18 protein-coding genes are annotated in these 16,058 nt (G+C 65.8%); 8 read left to right on the top strand and 10 right to left on the bottom strand.

Features of this window, described 5'->3' with window-relative positions:
* The first annotated feature begins 22 nt into the window (after nt 1-22).
* Entirely contained in the window at nt 23-409 is a 387-nt protein-coding gene (locus G6N57_RS26100) for a DUF5997 family protein (RefSeq protein WP_077743821.1), read from the top strand.
* 154 nt (nt 410-563) lie between these two features.
* On the opposite strand, the gene G6N57_RS31730 is transcribed toward G6N57_RS26100, so the two are convergent.
* Nucleotides 564-728, bottom strand: coding sequence for a hypothetical protein (locus tag G6N57_RS31730; protein WP_165777769.1), 165 nt, complete (start codon nt 726-728; stop codon nt 564-566).
* Nucleotides 729-815: 87 nt separating this feature from the next.
* Here G6N57_RS31730 and G6N57_RS26105 point away from each other — a divergent pair, with 87 nt between their 5' ends.
* Nucleotides 816-1,649, top strand: coding sequence for a MerR family transcriptional regulator (locus G6N57_RS26105; RefSeq protein ID WP_077743820.1), 834 nt, complete (start codon nt 816-818; stop codon nt 1,647-1,649).
* 100 nt (nt 1,650-1,749) lie between these two features.
* Here the strand turns inward: G6N57_RS26105 and nrdE are convergent, their stop codons facing one another.
* The 4 genes from nrdE to G6N57_RS26125 form a co-directional block, all read right to left on the bottom strand.
* Nucleotides 1,750-3,918 (bottom strand): class 1b ribonucleoside-diphosphate reductase subunit alpha, encoded by a 2,169-nt coding sequence (nrdE, locus tag G6N57_RS26110; protein WP_077743819.1) that lies wholly within the window; start codon nt 3,916-3,918, stop codon nt 1,750-1,752.
* Complete coding sequence (nrdI, locus tag G6N57_RS26115) at nt 3,885-4,337, bottom strand: class Ib ribonucleoside-diphosphate reductase assembly flavoprotein NrdI (protein ID WP_065462752.1); 453 nt, start codon at nt 4,335-4,337, stop codon at nt 3,885-3,887. The genes nrdE and nrdI overlap by 34 nt, the downstream gene beginning before the upstream one ends.
* A 34-nt stretch (nt 4,338-4,371) precedes the next feature.
* The gene (locus tag G6N57_RS26120; RefSeq protein ID WP_075919479.1) at nt 4,372-4,611 is read right to left on the bottom strand and encodes a redoxin NrdH; all 240 of its coding nucleotides are present in this window, start codon (nt 4,609-4,611) and stop codon (nt 4,372-4,374) included.
* Nucleotides 4,612-5,113: 502 nt separating this feature from the next.
* On the bottom strand, nt 5,114-5,656 hold the full coding sequence (locus G6N57_RS26125; RefSeq protein ID WP_077743818.1) for an NAD(P)H-dependent oxidoreductase: 543 nt from the start codon (nt 5,654-5,656) through the stop codon (nt 5,114-5,116).
* A gap of 100 nt (nt 5,657-5,756) precedes the next feature.
* On the opposite strand from G6N57_RS26125, the gene G6N57_RS26130 reads away from it, so the two are divergent.
* From G6N57_RS26130 to G6N57_RS26140, 3 genes are read left to right on the top strand one after another with little or no spacing between them, the layout of a single operon-like run.
* Nucleotides 5,757-6,362: a TetR/AcrR family transcriptional regulator gene (locus G6N57_RS26130; protein ID WP_077743817.1), complete on the top strand. Its 606-nt coding sequence runs from the start codon at nt 5,757-5,759 to the stop codon at nt 6,360-6,362.
* A 4-nt stretch (nt 6,363-6,366) separates the two neighbouring features.
* Nucleotides 6,367-7,431 carry a DNA polymerase IV gene (locus G6N57_RS26135; RefSeq protein ID WP_077743816.1) on the top strand — a complete coding sequence of 355 codons (1,065 nt, stop codon included), beginning with the start codon at nt 6,367-6,369 and terminating at the stop codon, nt 7,429-7,431.
* Between the two features lie 10 nt (nt 7,432-7,441).
* Entirely contained in the window at nt 7,442-8,614 is a 1,173-nt protein-coding gene (locus G6N57_RS26140) for an AAA family ATPase (protein WP_077743815.1), read from the top strand.
* On the opposite strand, the gene G6N57_RS26145 is transcribed toward G6N57_RS26140, so the two are convergent.
* Complete coding sequence (locus G6N57_RS26145) at nt 8,611-9,492, bottom strand: SDR family oxidoreductase (RefSeq protein WP_077743814.1); 882 nt, start codon at nt 9,490-9,492, stop codon at nt 8,611-8,613. The two genes, G6N57_RS26140 and G6N57_RS26145, sit on opposite strands and share 4 nt — an antisense overlap.
* Before the next feature lie 23 nt (nt 9,493-9,515).
* The gene (locus tag G6N57_RS26150) at nt 9,516-10,169 is read right to left on the bottom strand and encodes a TetR/AcrR family transcriptional regulator (RefSeq protein ID WP_077743813.1); all 654 of its coding nucleotides are present in this window, start codon (nt 10,167-10,169) and stop codon (nt 9,516-9,518) included.
* Between the two features lie 128 nt (nt 10,170-10,297).
* Here G6N57_RS26150 and G6N57_RS26155 point away from each other — a divergent pair, with 128 nt between their 5' ends.
* A complete protein-coding gene (locus tag G6N57_RS26155; protein ID WP_077743812.1) occupies nt 10,298-11,779 on the top strand; it encodes a cytochrome P450 in 1,482 nt (493 codons plus the stop codon).
* Between the two features lie 77 nt (nt 11,780-11,856).
* On the opposite strand, the gene G6N57_RS26160 is transcribed toward G6N57_RS26155, so the two are convergent.
* Nucleotides 11,857-12,369, bottom strand: a complete 513-nt coding sequence (locus G6N57_RS26160) for a 2-isopropylmalate synthase (protein ID WP_077743811.1) — start codon at nt 12,367-12,369, stop codon at nt 11,857-11,859.
* 191 nt (nt 12,370-12,560) lie between these two features.
* On the opposite strand from G6N57_RS26160, the gene G6N57_RS26165 reads away from it, so the two are divergent.
* Nucleotides 12,561-13,322, top strand: a complete 762-nt coding sequence (locus G6N57_RS26165; RefSeq protein WP_077743810.1) for a sulfite exporter TauE/SafE family protein — start codon at nt 12,561-12,563, stop codon at nt 13,320-13,322.
* An 18-nt stretch (nt 13,323-13,340) separates the two neighbouring features.
* Here G6N57_RS26165 and G6N57_RS26170 read toward each other — a convergent pair whose 3' ends face one another.
* Nucleotides 13,341-14,405: a phosphotransferase family protein gene (locus G6N57_RS26170; protein ID WP_077743809.1), complete on the bottom strand. Its 1,065-nt coding sequence runs from the start codon at nt 14,403-14,405 to the stop codon at nt 13,341-13,343.
* A 29-nt stretch (nt 14,406-14,434) separates the two neighbouring features.
* Nucleotides 14,435-15,250: a class I SAM-dependent methyltransferase gene (locus G6N57_RS26175; RefSeq protein WP_097925999.1), complete on the bottom strand. Its 816-nt coding sequence runs from the start codon at nt 15,248-15,250 to the stop codon at nt 14,435-14,437.
* 130 nt (nt 15,251-15,380) lie between these two features.
* On the opposite strand from G6N57_RS26175, the gene G6N57_RS26180 reads away from it, so the two are divergent.
* The gene (locus G6N57_RS26180; protein WP_077743807.1) at nt 15,381-16,055 is read left to right on the top strand and encodes a winged helix-turn-helix transcriptional regulator; all 675 of its coding nucleotides are present in this window, start codon (nt 15,381-15,383) and stop codon (nt 16,053-16,055) included.
* Nucleotides 16,056-16,058: the final 3 nt, after the last annotated feature.

Consider the following 16,058-nt stretch of genomic DNA (forward strand, 5'->3'; position numbering starts at 1 on the left):
AGGTTACCGATACCCTGAAGCCATGAGCAGGCCGAACGCGCAGTCCATGAAACCCGCCACGGCGGCGAAAAAGCTGGACGTCTATTTGCCGGCGACGCCTGCGGAGTTCCAGGAGAACGCGATCACCCGCGGTGAGCTCGCCGCACTCCAGGAGAACCCGCCGCAGTGGCTCAAAGACCTCCGCAAGAACGGGCCGCATCCGAAGAACCTCGTGGCGGCCAAGCTGGGCATCTCGATCGCCGGTCTCGCACGCGGCGGTGTCGGAGATGCGCTCACCACCGAGCAGATCGATCAGCTGCTCGAGGAGAAGCCCGAGTGGCTGGTCGCCGAACGCGAGAGCTACCAGAGCGTGCTGGCCGAGCAGCGACGCCTCAAGTCGCAACGAGCCGAGCAGGCCCGCGAGCGCTAGGCGCCGAATGGCCAGTTATCGCACACTTTTTCGCAGTCCGCGTGCAATAACTGACCATTCGACGACGCGTTCGCCGTGGCGATCTCGTGCCGATGGCCCCTGCGGCGCAGGCCGCCGTAGCCGCGGACACATAGGCCCGGCATTCAAATCGGCGCTACCGGTCGAAGATGTCGCTGAGGCGGTCGAAGAAACGGTCGACGCGTTGCTCCAGTCGAGTGCCTTTGCCCCATTTGTCCCACGCGTAGATCAGGCCGAAAATCACCAGAACGATCCCGAGCACCAACGCGGTGACCAAGATCGCCTCAACGGTTGTCGACATCCGAACATCTTCGCGCACACGGTCGCCCTCCAATCGCTCAGATCGGGGCTTGACTCTGACACCGTGTGAGACGGCACAGTCGTAGCCATGGCCGACACCCCGTTCCTGATGCCGATCGGCAGGTTCTCCTCGCTGAGCCGCATCTCCGTTCGCATGCTGCGCCACTACGACACCCATGGTGTCCTGGTGCCCGCGCAGGTGGACACAATCAGCGGCTACCGCAGGTACGCCGCCGCGCAGCTGGCCGACGCCGCCGCGATCCGGCGGCTCCGCGACATCGGGTTCGGCGTGTCCGCCATCGGAGCCCTGCTTTCCATCCGTGGCACCCCCGCGTTCGACGCGGCCCTCGCGGCTCAACGCATCGAGCTGGCCGCGGCGGCCGACGAGGCCAACGCGCGGCTCCGGCTCATCGACCACCTACTTGCCGAGAAGGAGCTCACCATGACCGACACGGTCACCGAAGAAGCCATCCCCGCCCGTACCATCGTGTATCTGCGCGACACCATGCCGAATTACGCCGCTGAGGGGCAGTTGTGGGAGCGGTTCCTACCGGCCCTGCAGCAGCAGGGAATCACGCCGGGACAGCTGTGCGGCTGCATCGAACACGACGACGAATTTCGCGAATCCGATGTCGACGAGTCGGTTTTCTTCGAGGTTCCCGCCCACACCACGGCCCAGGCCCCACTCAACGTGGTCGCCTCCCCTGCTCGGCGAGCCGTCGTCGCCACTGTCACCGGGCCGTATGCCGAAGCAATTCCGCGGGCGCACGAACTGATCGGCGCCTACCTGACCGAACACGGGATGACACCGACGCGCACCGCTGACGATGTCACAACGCACCATTACAACCTGTACCTCGACGACCCGCGCGAGGTGCCCGAGGACCGGCTGCGGACCAAGGTCTACGTGCCGGCTCAATAGGTCTGTTGCCCACAGCCCTTTGATGCCGAATGGCTAGTTGTTGCACACCTTTTCGAGAATTGTGTGCAACAACTGGCCATTCGAGCCGCTCAAAGCTGCGTCACAGCATGCAGCTGACGCAGTTTTCAACCTCAGTGCCTTGCAACGCCATTTGGCGGAGCCGGATGTAGTACAGCGTCTTGATTCCCTTGCGCCAGGCGTAGATCTGCGCCTTGTTGACGTCACGGGTGTTGGCGGTGTCCTTGAAGAACAACGTCAGCGAGAGACCCTGATCCACGTGCTGCGTCGCCGCGGCGTAGGTGTCGATGATCTTCTCGTAGCCGATCTCATACGCGTCCTGGTAGTACTCCAGGTTGTCGTTGGTCAGGTACGGCGCCGGGTAGTAGACGCGACCGATCTTGCCTTCCTTGCGGATCTCGATCTTCGAGGCAACCGGGTGGATCGACGAGGTCGAGTGGTTGATGTAGGAGATCGACCCGGTCGGCGGGACAGCCTGCAGGTTCTGGTTGTAGATGCCGTGCTTCTGCACCGACTCCTTCAACTGCTTCCAGTCGTCCTGCGTCGGGATGTGGATTTCCGCGTCGGCGAAGATCTGCCGGACCTTGTCGGTGGCCGGCTCCCACGCCTGCTCGGTGTACTTGTCGAAGAACTCACCCGACGCATACTTCGAGTCCTCGAACCCGCCGAAGCTCGTACCACGTTCGATCGCAATGAGATTCGATGCGCGCAGCGCGTGGAACAGCACGGTGTAGAAGTAGATGTTGGTGAAGTCGATGCCTTCTTCGGATCCGTAGTGGATCCGCTCGCGGGCCAGGTAGCCGTGCAGGTTCATCTGCCCCAGGCCGATCGCGTGAGAGCTGTTGTTGCCCTGCTCGATCGACGGCACGGACCAGATGTGGGTCTGATCGCTCACCGCGGTCAGCGCCCGGATGGCCACCTCGATGGACTGCGCGAAGTCCGGGGAATCCATCGTCTTCGCGATGTTCATCGACCCCAGGTTGCAGGAAATGTCCTTGCCCACCTTGGAGTAGGACAGGTCGTCGTTGAACTCCGAGGCGGTGGAGACCTGCAGGATCTCCGAGCACAGGTTGGAGTGGGTGATCTTGCCGGCGATCGGGTTTGCCCGGTTCACCGTGTCCTCGTACATGATGTACGGGTAGCCCGACTCGAACTGCAGCTCGGCCAGCGTCTGGAAGAACTCGCGCGCCTTGATCTTGGTCTTGCGGATCCGGCCGTCGTTGACCATCTCGTGGTACTTCTCGGTGACCGAGATGTCGGCGAACGGGACTCCGTAGACCTTCTCGACGTCGTACGGCGAGAACAGGTACATGTCCTCGTTCTTCTTGGCCAGCTCGAAGGTGATGTCCGGGATCACGACACCCAGCGAGAGCGTCTTGATCCGGATCTTCTCGTCGGCATTTTCGCGCTTGGTGTCGAGGAACCGGTAGATGTCGGGGTGGTGCGCGTGCAGGTACACCGCACCGGCACCCTGGCGGGCGCCGAGCTGGTTGGCGTACGAGAACGAGTCCTCCAGCAGCTTCATGATCGGGATGACGCCCGAACTCTGGTTCTCGATGTTCTTGATCGGGGCGCCGTGCTCACGAATATTGGTCAGCAGCAAGGCGACTCCGCCGCCGCGCTTGGACAGCTGCAGAGCGGAGTTGATGGAGCGCCCGATGGACTCCATGTTGTCCTCGATGCGCAGCAGGAAGCAGGACACCGGCTCGCCACGCTGCTTCTTGCCCGAGTTGAGGAACGTGGGAGTGGCCGGCTGGAAGCGGCCGTCGATGATCTCGTCGACGAGCTTCTCGGCCAGCACGGTGTCACCGGAGGCCAGGGTCAGCGCCACCATCACGACGCGATCCTCGAAGCGCTCCAGGTAGCGCTTCCCATCGAAGGTCTTGAGCGTGTAGGAGGTGTAGTACTTGAACGCCCCCAGGAACGTCGGGAACCGGAACTTCTTGGCGTAGGCCCGATCCAGCAGGCTCTTGACGAAGTTACGGCTGTACTGGTCGAGCACCTCGCGCTCGTAGTACTCCTTCTCGATCAGGTAATCGAGCTTCTCGTCCTGGCTGTGGAAGAACACCGTGTTCTGGTTGACGTGCTGCAGGAAGTACTCCCGCGCGGCCCGCACATCCTTGTCGAACTGAATCTTGCCGTCGGCGTCGTACAGATTCAGCATCGCGTTGAGCGCGTGGTAATCAGTCTCTCCGGGCAGCGCGTGCGCGCCGGTGGTTACAGGCTCTGCAGCTGTGACGGTTGGGGGCACGTCTGGTCCTTCCAAAAGTCTTTCAAACCCTCGCGGACGGCGTCGACATCGTCCGGGGTACCCATCAGTTCGAAGCGGTAGAGGTACGGCACACCGCATTTGCGCGAAACGACGTCGCCCGCGTAGGCGAACTCCGCACCGAAGTTGTTGTTGCCCGCGGCGATGACGCCGCGGATCAACGACCGGTTGTGTTCATTGTTCAGAAACGCGATGACCTGCTTGGGCACATAGCCACCGTTGTTGATGTCGGGGGTGGCACGGCCGCCGCCGTAGGTGGGAAGGATCAGAACGTAGGGCTCGTTCACCTCGATGCGGCCGTGCAGCGGAATGCGGGTGACTCGGTCTTCGGGCCACTGCAGCTTCTGAACGAAGCGGTGGGTGTTTTCCGAGACACTGGAGAAGTAGACGAGATGGCTCATCGTGCTCTCCGTCCTCCCCCGTAGATACCTTCCGTTACGCGCTGGCCGCGACCGTGCTGAGTGCCTTGATCCGATCCGGCCGGAAACCCGACCAGTGCTCGTTGCCGGCCACCACGACCGGGGCCTGCAGGTAGCCGAGCGCCATGACGTAGTCACGGGCCTCGCTGTCGAGGGTGATGTCGACCTTCTCGAACGCGATGCCCTGCTTTTCCAACGCCTTGTAGGTGGCGTTGCACTGCACGCATGCGGGCTTGGTGTACACGGTGACGGTCATCTTCGGTACGGCTCCTCTTGCGGAAAGTGAACAAACTAGACAGGTGACTGGCAACTGCTCGGGTCTTACGTTTCGCTTAAGTTCAGCGACCTTCGGGCCGCCAAAATTCCTGCCGGTCGAAGCCGCTCTCCGGCTGGTCCTGAAACCGACTCGGCCGGATTCGCTACGCTCCGGCCGGCTCCCGAACTGTGGTGGCCTGTCGGTCTCACAGACACTACACCTAGTGGCCGACAGTTCGAAGCCATACAACATGTTCTGAATAACATTTTTGAAATTCCCAGGTCGTAAGCTTGCCAGCAACCACGTCCACGGCGTGTCGCGCCAGACTTGACAGAACGTGTCGCGCCGCAGCACCAGATGTAGCACCAGCCACCGACAAGTCGGGGCGCCGCGCGGCGCAAGATCCCCCAACAGCAAAGCCGCCGGCCGGGTCGGGACGACCCAGCCGGCGGCAAGATTTTGCCGGAAAGCGGCGCGAACGGCAAAACGCGAAGACGAACCCTCAGCTGACCTCAATTGTGAGCTTGCCCACAATGTCGCGCAGCGCCTCGGCCACCTCCGCGTTCTCCCGCGGATGCTTGCCGTCGAACGCCTTGGACGGCACCGAGAGCTTGAGATCCTCGACCACGCGCGGCCCGGCGATGCCGAAGGACTTGCGCGTCTCGTCGTGCGCCCACACGCCGCCGTACTGTCCGAGCGCAGCGCCCACCACGGCCAGGGGCTTGTCCTTCAGCGCACCGTTGCCGAAGGGCCGCGACAGCCAGTCGATGGCGTTCTTCAACACGCCGGGGATGCTTCCGTTGTATTCGGGGGTGACCACCAGCGCGGCGTCGGCCTCGGCAGCCGCCGCCCGCAGGGCGACCACCGGCTCGGCCACGTCGGCGGTGTCGATGTCCTCGTTATAGAAGGGCAGCTCGCCCAGGCGGTCGAAGATCCGCAATTCCGCGCCGTCGGGCGCCTGCTCCACCGCCAGCTCCGCGAGCTGTCGGTTCACCGACGCCTCGCGCAGGCTTCCTACCAACACCAGAACCTTGACATCGGCCATGTTTCACCACTCCCTTGTTTCGCTTGGTCGTCTCACCCGATTCTTGCAACCATCAACCGGACTGTGGTCCGATTAATTCCACCTGAGTTAAAGTTCAGTTGTGGCAGCCTCCGACCGCCCGACCCAGCTCGCGGGCATCGACGCGGCACCACAGGAACGCGGGGATGCGGCCCGAAACCGCGCTCTCATCCTCGATGCCGCTCGCCGGCTCATCGCCGAACGGGGACCGGACGCGGTCAGCACCGACGATATCGCGGTGGAGGCCGGCGTCGGGAAGGGCACGGTGTTCCGAAGGTTCGGCAGCCGTGCGGGGCTGATGATGGTGCTGCTCGACGAGGACGAGACCGCCGAACAGGACGCCTTCATGTTCGGACCGCCCCCGCTGGGGCCCGGCGCGCCACCGCTGGAACGGCTGCTGGCCTACGGCGCGGATCGACTCCGGTTCGTGCACTGCCACCAGGCCCTGCTGTCCGATGCCATCCGGGAACCCGGCGTGCGCTACTCCGGCCCGTTCACCCTGCACCGCACCCACGTTCGGATGCTGCTGGAAACAGCGGGCACCACAGGCGATCTCGACGCACAGGCCGACGCCCTGATCGCCCTCTTGGACGCCGACTACCTGGCGCACCAACTGTCCCTCGGGCGCAGTCTCGATGCCCTGATCACCGCGTGGCAGGACACCGCCCGCAAGTTGTGCGGCCGCTAGCGCCATGACCACCTGGGTGCTCCACGTCGACCTGGACCAGTTCCTGGCCTCGGTGGAGCTGCGTCGGCACCCCGAACTCGAGGGCCTGCCCGTCATCGTCGGCGGCAGCGGTGATCCCACCGAGCCGCGCAAGGTGGTCACCTGCGCGTCGTATCAGGCACGCGAGTTCGGTGTCCACGCCGGGATGCCGCTGCGCACAGCAGCGCGCAAATGCCCCGACGCCACTTTCCTGCCGTCAGACCCGGATGCCTACGACGCGGCGTCCGAACAGGTGATGGGTCTGCTGCGCGATCTGGGGCACCCGCTCGAGGTCTGGGGTTGGGACGAGGCGTATCTGGGCGCCGACGTGCCGGATCCCGTCGAATTGGCCGAGCGCATCCGCACCGTGATCGCCGCCGAGACCGGGCTGTCCTGCTCGGTCGGCATCAGTGACAACAAACAGCGCGCCAAGGTCGCGACCGGGCTGGCCAAGCCTGCCGGCGTCTACATGCTCACCGAGGCCAACTGGATGTCGGTGATGGGTGACCGCCCGCCGGATGCGCTGTGGGGCGTCGGGCCCAAGACCACCAAAAAGCTTGCCACGCTGGGCATCACCACGGTTGCCGATCTGGCCGCCACCGATGCCACCGTGCTCACCGCGGCCTTCGGACCCAGCACCGGGCTGTGGATCCTGCTGCTGGCCAAAGGCGGCGGCGATACCGAGGTGAGCTCCGAGCCATGGATTCCGCGCTCACGCAGTCACGTCGTCACATTCGCCACCGATCTCACCGAGCGCGGCGAGATGGACGACGCGATCCGCGAGTTGGCCCGGCGAACGCTCGACGAGGTGGTCGAGCAGGGACGCATCGTCACCCGCGTGGCGGTCACGGTACGCACCGCGACGTTCTACACCCGCACCAAGATCCGCAAGCTCGGTTCGCCGAGCACGGACCCCGGACTCATCACCGACACCGCACTGGCGGTGTTCGACCAGTTCGAGCTGGACCGGCCGATCCGCCTGCTGGGTGTCCGGCTGGAGCTGTCCATGGACGATCTTCCCGCTGCCCCGAGTGTCACCGCCCACCAATAACCTCGACCCCATGTTGCAGACCATCGCGATTCGCGGCTACCGCTCACTGCGGGAGGTGATCCTGCCGCTGGCCGCACTCACGGTGGTCACCGGCGCCAACGGCACCGGCAAGTCATCGATCTACCGCGCATTGCGGTTACTGGCGGACTGCGGCCGGGGCCAGGTGATCGGCTCACTGGCCCGTGAGGGCGGCCTGCAGTCGGTCTTGTGGGCGGGCCCGGAACAGCCCAATGCGCAGACCCAGGGCACGGTCCGGACCCGCCCGGTGTCCCTCGAACTGGGCTTCGCCGCAGACGATTTCGGTTACCTGGTCGACCTGGGCCTGCCGCAGATGGCCGGCACGGGCCCGACGGCGTTCGCCCAGGACCCTGAGATCAAACGGGAGGTGGTGTTCGCGGGGCCGGTGCTGCGACCGGCGTCGACGCTGGTGAGCCGCACCCGCGACTATGCCGAGGTCGCGGCGCAATCGGGCCGGGGTTACGACGAGCTGACCCGCTCGCTGCCCAGCTATCACAGTGTGCTGGCCGAATACGCCCACCCACATGCACTTCCCGAGCTGTCCGCGGTCTCCGACCGCTTGCGTGATTGGCGGTTCTACGACGGCTTCCGGGTCGACGCCGGCGCCCCGGCCCGCCGGCCCCACGTCGGCACCCGGACCCCGGTGCTCTCCGATGACGGCGCCGACCTGGCCGCGGCGGTGCAGACGATCATCGAGGCCGGCTTCGACGACCTGGAACGCGCCGTGGCCGAGGCATTCGACGGCGCCACGGTGTCCGTCGCCGTCAACGACGGGCTGTTCGATCTGCAGCTACGCCAGCGCGGCATGCTGCGCCCCTTGCGGGCAGCCGAATTATCGGACGGCACACTACGTTTCCTGCTGTGGGCGACGGCACTGGCCAGCCCCCGGCCACCGTCGCTCATGGTGCTCAACGAGCCGGAGACCTCCCTGCATCCCGACCTGGTCCGGCCGCTGGCGTCGCTCATCAAAGCCGCCACGAAACAATCCCAGGTGGTGGTGGTGACGCATTCCCATGCCCTGCTCGATTTCCTGGACACCACACCGGCGGCCGACGAGGACCGGGGCGCCGCGATCGAGGTCGAGCTCTACAAGGAGTGGGGCGAGACGAAGGTCACCGGCTTCGGCATGCTCAACACGCCCTCCTGGCATTGGGGAAAACGCTAGCGCTGAGCGGTTTTCGGTCGCAGCGCGCGGCTGAACAACACGTTGACCTGACGCATCGCCACGCTGTAGGGCCACCATGCGACGCGCTTGAACGTGTACAGGGCGCGGATATCGGCCGAGGTGTAGATCAGGAAACGGTTGCGTCCCACCCCGGCCAGGATCTTGTCGGCGGCGCGTTCCGGAGAGATCGCATGGCCGGCGAACCGATCCACCCATTTCTGCACATTCGGATCCTCCCGGTCCACACCGGCGATCTGAACTGTTTGCACCAGGCCGGTTTTCACCGCGCCGGGCACCACGACCGACACCCCGATACGGTGCCGCGCCAGGTCGAATCGCAGCACTTCGCTCAGCCCACGCAACCCGTACTTGCTCGCACTGTAGGCGCTGTGCCATGGCAATGCGACGATCCCGGCGGCCGAGGACACGTTCACCAGGTGCCCGCCGCGGCGCGCCTGAACCATCGGCGGCAGGAACGTCTCGATCACGTGGATCGGGCCCATCAGGTTGACGTCGATCATCGAGCGCCAGTGCTGATGGGTGAGTTGGTCGACAGTCCCCCAGGCCGAGATCCCGGCGATGTTCATCACCAGGTCCATCGACGAATGCGCCGCGTGGATGTCGGCGCCGAAGGCTGCCACCTGGTCGTAGTCCGAGATGTCCAAGGCCCGGTGGGCCGGTACCTGGGCACCCAGGGCCCTGGCGTCGGCCACCGTCTGGGCCAGGCCCACCTCGTCGCGATCGGTCAGATAGAGCTCAGCGCCGCGGGCGGCCAGTGCCAGCGCGGTGGCCCGGCCGATTCCGCTCGCGGCGCCGGTGATCAAGCACTTCTTCCCCCGAAAGTCGGCCCGACCGTTACCCGCGGTATCGCTCCCCATAGCGGTGAACCTTACCTGTGACGCTAGGCGTCCTGGCCACCCCACAGTGCGTTGAGCCACAGTCGCTCGACCACGTCGAGCGCGCGCGCCGGATCGGTCCCCCGGCCGATGAAGGCCGAATCGTGCGACAGCGTCATCGCGGTGGTCGCCACGAGGGTGCGCACCAGCGCGGGAAGGTCGTCGGAAATGGGGCGGGCGCCTGAGTCCTGTTCGACGAGGCCGACGATCTGGCTGATCACCGCGTCCTCGAAATCGTTCATCAGATCGCGGATCTGCGCATCGGTGTTCTGCGCGACGGTGCAGGCCGCCATGATCGGGTCGTTGGTGGCGAAGACCGTGGCCGCGCTGCCGACCATCCGCTCGGCGAAGGCGGCCGGGGTCTCACCCGCCTCCCGGGGTGCGTAGTTGTGCGTCAACGCGGCCAGTTCTTCCATGGCATCCGCGAGGATCACGGCCAACACCGCGTACTTCGAATCGAAATAGAAGTAGAAGCCAGACCGGGCCACCCCGGCGCGCTCGCTGATGGTGCTCACCGACATGTCGGCGAACGACTGCTCCTCGAGCAGTTCCCGCACAGCCGCCACGATGGCCTCGCGCTGCCGGTCACCCCGGCTCCGACGGGCCTGCGGACGCCCGGTGGAGCCATTGCCGCTCCCCGGTATCGATTCGGCGGTCATGGCATTAGACCTTTGCACCCGCGACGCGCCAGATCAAAACTTGACATGCGTCAAGTCTGGCAGTCAGGATGGCCTCAAGTGGTGACATCGACCACATTTCGTCAGCCTTTTATGGTCAGGAGCGGCCCATGGCAACCATCAGCACCCCGCATTACCTGCTCGATCAGGCCAAGCGTCGGTTCACCCCGACGCCCAACACGCTGCCGGGCATGGGCGCCCTCGAGAAGCGCCTCAAGGCCAAGGACTGGGACCAGTTCGTGTTCGCAGAGCCGCCGGCCGGCAGTGGACTCAAGCCGATCCTGGGCGACTCCGGTTTGCCGATCATCGGCCACATGATCGAGATCTTCCGCGGCGGTCCTGACTTCATCCTGGAGCAATACCGCAAGAACGGCCCGCTCTACTACGCCCAGTCACCCGCGCTGTCGTCGGTGATGGCGTTGGGTCCCGACGCCACCCAGGCGGTCTTCTCCAACCGCAACAAGGATTTCTCGCAGCGCGCCTGGGATCCGGTGATCGGCCCGTTCTTCGAGGGCGGCCTGATGCTGCTCGACTTCGACGAGCACATGTTCCACCGCCGGATCATGCAGGAAGCGTTCACCCGCACCAGGCTCAGCGGCTACATCTCCCACATCGACTCGGTGGCTTCGGCCGTGCTCGCCGACGACTGGGCCGCCAACGACCCGCGGTTCCTCTTCCACCCCGCGATCAAGGAGCTCACGCTCGACATCGCCTCCGAAGTGTTCATGGGTGTCCCCGCCGGCACCGACCGGGCCCTGGTCACCACGATCAACAACGCGTTCACCACCACCACGCGGGCCGGCAACGCGATCGTCCGGACCTCGGTGCCGCCGCTGAAATGGTGGCGCGGTATCCAGGCCCGCAAGACGCTCGAGGACTACTTCGCCAGCCGCATCGGTGAGAAGCGGCAGTCGGAGAGCACCGACATGTTCAGCGTGCTGTGCCATTCCGCCGACGAGGACGGGCAGACCTTCACGGACGACCAGATCATCAGCCACATGATCTTCCTGATGATGGCCGCGCATGACACGTCGACCTCGACGATGACGACGATGGCCTACCACCTGGCGGCCAACCCGGAGTGGCAGGAGCGTCTGCGCGACGACTCCGCACGGATCGGCGACGGGCCGCTGGACTTCGAGTCGCTGGACAAGCTGGAGACCTACGACCTGGTGATCAACGAGTCGCTGCGCATGATGACGCCGCTGCCGTTCAACTTCCGCGAGGCTGTGCGCGACACCGAGTTGCTCGGCTACTTCATCCCGGCCGGGACGAGCGTGGTGACCTGGCCGTCGATCAACCACCGGCTGCCCGAGCTGTGGACCGACCCGGACAAGTTCGACCCGGAGCGGTTCGCCGAGCCGCGCAGCGAGCACAAGAGCCACCGCTACGCGTTCGCCCCGTTCGGTGGTGGCGCACACAAGTGCATCGGCATGGTGTTCGGCCAGTTGGAGATCAAGACGGTGATGCACCGGCTGCTGCGTCGGTACAAGCTGGAGCTGGCAAGCCCGGGCTACCAGCCGCGCTACGACTACGGCGGCATGCCGGTGCCGATCGACGGTATGCCGATCGTGCTGCGCCCGCTGCACTGAGTCGCTCGAAGGCCCACTGTCCAGTTGTGGCACGCTTTCGGAGGAATTCGCGTGCCACAACTGGCCATTCGACTTTGTCAGGCCGTCGCCAGAAACCGATTGCTCATCAGCCGGTTGGCACACGCGATCACGGCATGCAGCGCCGACCGTTCCGGATCGTCGTCGAGCCCCATGGCCCACTCGCTGTGCGTGCCGTCGCAGCCCTCGATGAAGGTCGCGGTCCGCCCGCCGATGGGCAACTGGTGAAACGACATGGTCTCCACGGTGATCCCGTGTGCGTAGAGCATCTCGGTGAGCGCGGCGATGGGTCCACTGGCCGCCACGGTCAACGTGCTGATGGTGTCACCCAGGGCCAGGGTGGCCTGGTAGTGGCGGGCCTGCGGCCCCAGCCTGCTGGCTGAACGCGCCGTGTCGGTGCAGATCCACTGCCCCAGTTTCAACGTGCCCGGGCCTGCCGCGTACTCGTCGAGGAACTGCTCCCAGGAGGCCGACTCACCGGCTTCGCGCAGACCACGCGGCAGCGGATTGGAGAAATGGGCGGCGAAAGAGGACGTGGCGCCCGATTGCGGTGCCGAGGAAGTGAGGTACATGTGCCGGTCTTCTCTGATCAGAGGAAGTGACCGACGAAGTAGCGAACGACCCACAGCGAGGGGTCGGTCCGGATCAGACCCCGCTGCGGGTTGCTACTACGAGTCGCCTTGGCACGTTGGCGATGCTAGACCCAGCGCGGCTGGTCATGCAAACACTTTTGACTCCGTAGTCTCGGCGGGGTGGATGGCTCATGAGCGTCGGTGAGGTTGTCCTGCTCGTCGTCGCCGGGATCTGCGGTGGACTGACCGGCAGCATCGCCGGCCTGGCCTCGGTGGCCACCTATCCCGCACTGCTGCTCATCGGCCTGCCTCCGGTCACCGCCAATGTGACCAACACCGTGGCGCTGGTGTTCAACGGCATCGGTTCGGTGCTGGGCTCCCGGCCCGAACTCGCCGGGCAGCGAGCCTGGATCAAACGGATCATCCCGATCGCGATCGCCGGCGGTGCGGTCGGGGCCGCGTTGCTGCTGTGCACTCCCGCCGAGGGCTTCGAGAAGGTGGTCCCGGCGCTCCTGGCGTTCGCGTCGGTGGCGATCCTGCTGCCGCGTGGCCGCCAGAAGCCGACGCGGGTGGCCGACCACCGGGAGCATCGGGTCAAGGTGGCCATCGAGGCCGGTGCGATCTTCCTGATCACCATCTACGGCGGCTACTTCGGTGCCGCGGCCGGGGTGCTGCTGCTGGCACTGCTGCTGCGGACCGGTGGAGCGACGCTCGCGCATGCCAACGCCGGCAAGAACGTGATCCTCGGCGTCGCCAATTCGGTTGCCGCGGTGGCTTTCATCGTGGTGGCCCCGGTGTACTGGCCGGCCGTCATCCCGTTGGGTGCCGGATGCCTGATCGGCTCGCGCCTCGGCCCGGTGATCGTGCGGCATGCGCCGGCCGCGCCGCTGCGATTCCTGATCGGCGCGGCGGGCGTGGCCCTCGCCGTCAAGCTCGCCGTCGACACCTACTGATTCCGGACGCGAAGATCCTCACTCGAACGGGTTGTCCCCCTTGGTGACCCGTGCCCCCAGTGCGAGAAGGTTCTCGGCCGAGGCGTGCAGTTGCTCACCGGCATCGCGGCTGGCCCGCCCGGCCAGGTACCGCGACCAGGTGCCTTCGATGACGATGCCGAGTTTGAAGCAGGCCAGCGCCACATACCAATCCAGCCGGTCGGTCTGACGCCCGCCGGCCGAACGGTAGGCCTCGATGAGTTCACTGCGGTGGGCCAGACCACCGAGGGCGGCCAGTGTCGACCCCGCGTTGATCGGATTCGGTTCGTCGGGCCAGCACACGAGCATCCACCCGAGATCGAGCAAGGGATCACCGATCGTGCACATCTCCCAGTCGATGAACGCGGCGAGCTCGGGCTTGTCCCGGCGCAGCAGGACGTTGTTGAGGTGGGCGTCGCCGTGCATGATGCCGGGTTCGGCGTCGGGCGGGCGGTTGTCCTCCAGCCACTGCGCCAACTCCCCCACGCCGCTCAACGACTCGGGCGAGTATCGCTCGTGCCGATAGCTGTCGAGTAGACCCAGGAACTGCGGAACCTGCCGGGCCAGAAAGGAACCGGGCCGGCGGATGGCGGCGAGTTCGCTGTTCTCCCAGACGACGTTGCCCAGTTCGGCCAGACTCCCGGCGTACGACAGGCCGACGCGGTAGCGCAGATCGGCGTCGTCCGCGTACTCCGGGCTCACATCTGTACCCGGATTGAACCCGTCGACCTCCTCCATCAGGTAGAACACCACGCCGATCACGTCGAGGTCGGTACACGCGGCGATGAAACCGGGATGCGGTACGGCCGAGCCCGCCAGGGTGCGCAGCACCGCGATTTCCCGCAGCATGGTCTTGTCGCTGGTGGGTCGGGGATGTAAAGGCGGCCGCCGCAACACCATTCGGCGGCCGTCGACGCTCATGCCCACCACGATGTTCTGGGTTCCCCCGGTCAGCGGCGCCACATCGGTCAAGGTTGTGCCGATGTGCTGGTCGCGCAGCCAGCGCCCGATGGCGTCCTGGTCGGTGGCACTGAGTGTCGGCAATTCCTGAACATGGTCGGGCATGCAGCCATGGTGCCAGCTGCCTGCTCCGCTCAGTGGGTGTTCGCCACTGTCAGCAGGTATTCCCAGGGCATCGAGGCACCGTCGAGGAACCGGTCGCCGAGCGCGGCGATGTCGGCGTCCAGTGCCGCAACGCGGTCGGCGTCGGCGGCGATGGCCCGGTAGGCCGAGATCGTCGGGCCGTAGTTGGCCTTGAAGTGGTCGCGGAAGGCCGCTCCGTCGGGGAACAACGCGACGTCGAGTTCCCGTCGCTCACAGGTCAACTCGCCGACCCGCTCACCCAGAAGACCACGTACGTAGTCCTCGTCTCCCCACCTCGGCGGCGGGGACACCCCGGGCGGCGGCGCGGGCACGTACGGCTTCATCGTGGCGAACAGTTGCCCGATGAAACCCTCTGGGGTCCAGGAGATCAGGCCGATCCGCCCACCCGGGCGGGTCACCCGCAGGAGTTCGTCGGCGGCCTGCTGATGGTGCGGAGCGAACATCACCCCGATGCAGGACAGCACGGCGTCGAACGAGGCGTCATCGAATGGCAACGCCTCGGCGTTGGCCTCGGCCCAGTCGATCCTGACTCCGGCCTCCGCGCTGAGGCGGCGGCCCTCTTCGACCAGTTCCGGGCACAGGTCGCTGGCGGTCACGCGCGCGCCCGCCGCCGCGGCGGGGATGGCGGCGTTGCCGGTGCCGGCCGCGACGTCGAGAACGCGGTCGCCGGGCCCGATGCCGCTGGCCGCGACCAGTACCGGGCCCAGTGGTCGCACGATATCGGCGGCGATCGCCGCGTAGTCACCCAGCGCCCACAGCGCCCGGTGTTTGGCCTCAAGTTCGCTGTCAGTGATCATGGTGTTCATCGTGATCTCGCCCGGTGCGGCAAATCCAGTACCAGATCTGTAGCGACCCCGGTTCTGAATCTGTACTGGCTTCCGGGCCCCGACAGCGGTGTACTTATGACACCGCACTCTTCGGGGAGGTAGATCGCCGATGTCGACGTACGGCCAGTTCTGTCCCGTGGCCAAGGCCATGGAGTTGCTCGACGAACGCTGGACCTTGCTGGTGGTCCGGGAACTCCTGCGCGGCAGCGCACACTTCAACGACCTCCGGCGTGGGGTACCGAAGATGTCACCGGCCCTGCTGTCGAAACGACTGAAGTCGCTGACCCGCGCCGGAGTGATCGAACGCATCGAGATCGACGGGCGGACAAGCTATTCCCTGACCCCGTGCGGGCAGGAACTCGCCGACGTGGTCGACGCGCTCGGTTCGTGGGGAGTGCGCTGGATCGGCGAACTCGGCGAGCAGGATCTCGATCCGCACCTGCTGATGTGGGACATGCGCCGCACCATTCCCATCGCCGAGTGGCCGCGTTCACGTACCACGGTCGCGTTCATCCTCGACGGCGTCGAACCCAAGGCGTCGCGGTGGTGGCTGACGGTGAGCGACGGCGAGGCCGACGTCTGCGATTTCGATCCTGGTTATGAGGTGGCCGGGACCGTGCAGACCGATCTGCGCACCCTGGTCGAGATCTGGCGCGGTGACGCCGGCTGGGCCCGCGCCGTGCTCGACGGCAGTGTCGCGCTGTCGGGATCCGCCGACGTCCGCCGAGCGATCCCGAAATGGCTGGGCCAGAGCACGGCCGCGGTGATTCCCCGCCCGGCCTGAGTC

Source organism: Mycolicibacterium boenickei (assembly GCF_010731295.1).
In the GTDB taxonomy this organism is placed as follows: domain Bacteria; phylum Actinomycetota; class Actinomycetes; order Mycobacteriales; family Mycobacteriaceae; genus Mycobacterium; species Mycobacterium boenickei.

Excerpts from the sequence above, each read along its gene's own strand:
- G6N57_RS26145 (WP_077743814.1), bottom strand. The coding sequence starts at position 9,492 with ATGGGGAGCGATACCGCGGGTAACGGTCGGGCCGACTTTCGGGGGAAG.
- G6N57_RS26135 (WP_077743816.1), top strand. The coding sequence starts at position 6,367 with ATGACCACCTGGGTGCTCCACGTCGACCTGGACCAGTTCCTGGCCTCG.
- G6N57_RS26140 (WP_077743815.1), top strand. The coding sequence starts at position 7,442 with ATGTTGCAGACCATCGCGATTCGCGGCTACCGCTCACTGCGGGAGGTG.
- G6N57_RS26165 (WP_077743810.1), top strand. The coding sequence starts at position 12,561 with ATGAGCGTCGGTGAGGTTGTCCTGCTCGTCGTCGCCGGGATCTGCGGT.
- G6N57_RS26160 (WP_077743811.1), bottom strand. The coding sequence starts at position 12,369 with ATGTACCTCACTTCCTCGGCACCGCAATCGGGCGCCACGTCCTCTTTC.
- G6N57_RS26105 (WP_077743820.1), top strand. The coding sequence starts at position 816 with ATGGCCGACACCCCGTTCCTGATGCCGATCGGCAGGTTCTCCTCGCTG.
- G6N57_RS26180 (WP_077743807.1), top strand. The coding sequence starts at position 15,381 with ATGTCGACGTACGGCCAGTTCTGTCCCGTGGCCAAGGCCATGGAGTTG.
- G6N57_RS26120 (WP_075919479.1), bottom strand. The coding sequence starts at position 4,611 with ATGACCGTCACCGTGTACACCAAGCCCGCATGCGTGCAGTGCAACGCC.
- nrdI (WP_065462752.1), bottom strand. The coding sequence starts at position 4,337 with ATGAGCCATCTCGTCTACTTCTCCAGTGTCTCGGAAAACACCCACCGC.
- G6N57_RS26150 (WP_077743813.1), bottom strand. The coding sequence starts at position 10,169 with ATGACCGCCGAATCGATACCGGGGAGCGGCAATGGCTCCACCGGGCGT.
- G6N57_RS26155 (WP_077743812.1), top strand. The coding sequence starts at position 10,298 with ATGGCAACCATCAGCACCCCGCATTACCTGCTCGATCAGGCCAAGCGT.
- G6N57_RS26175 (WP_097925999.1), bottom strand. The coding sequence starts at position 15,250 with ATGAACACCATGATCACTGACAGCGAACTTGAGGCCAAACACCGGGCG.
- G6N57_RS26100 (WP_077743821.1), top strand. The coding sequence starts at position 23 with ATGAGCAGGCCGAACGCGCAGTCCATGAAACCCGCCACGGCGGCGAAA.
- G6N57_RS26125 (WP_077743818.1), bottom strand. The coding sequence starts at position 5,656 with ATGGCCGATGTCAAGGTTCTGGTGTTGGTAGGAAGCCTGCGCGAGGCG.
- G6N57_RS26170 (WP_077743809.1), bottom strand. The coding sequence starts at position 14,405 with ATGCCCGACCATGTTCAGGAATTGCCGACACTCAGTGCCACCGACCAG.
- G6N57_RS31730 (WP_165777769.1), bottom strand. The coding sequence starts at position 728 with ATGTCGACAACCGTTGAGGCGATCTTGGTCACCGCGTTGGTGCTCGGG.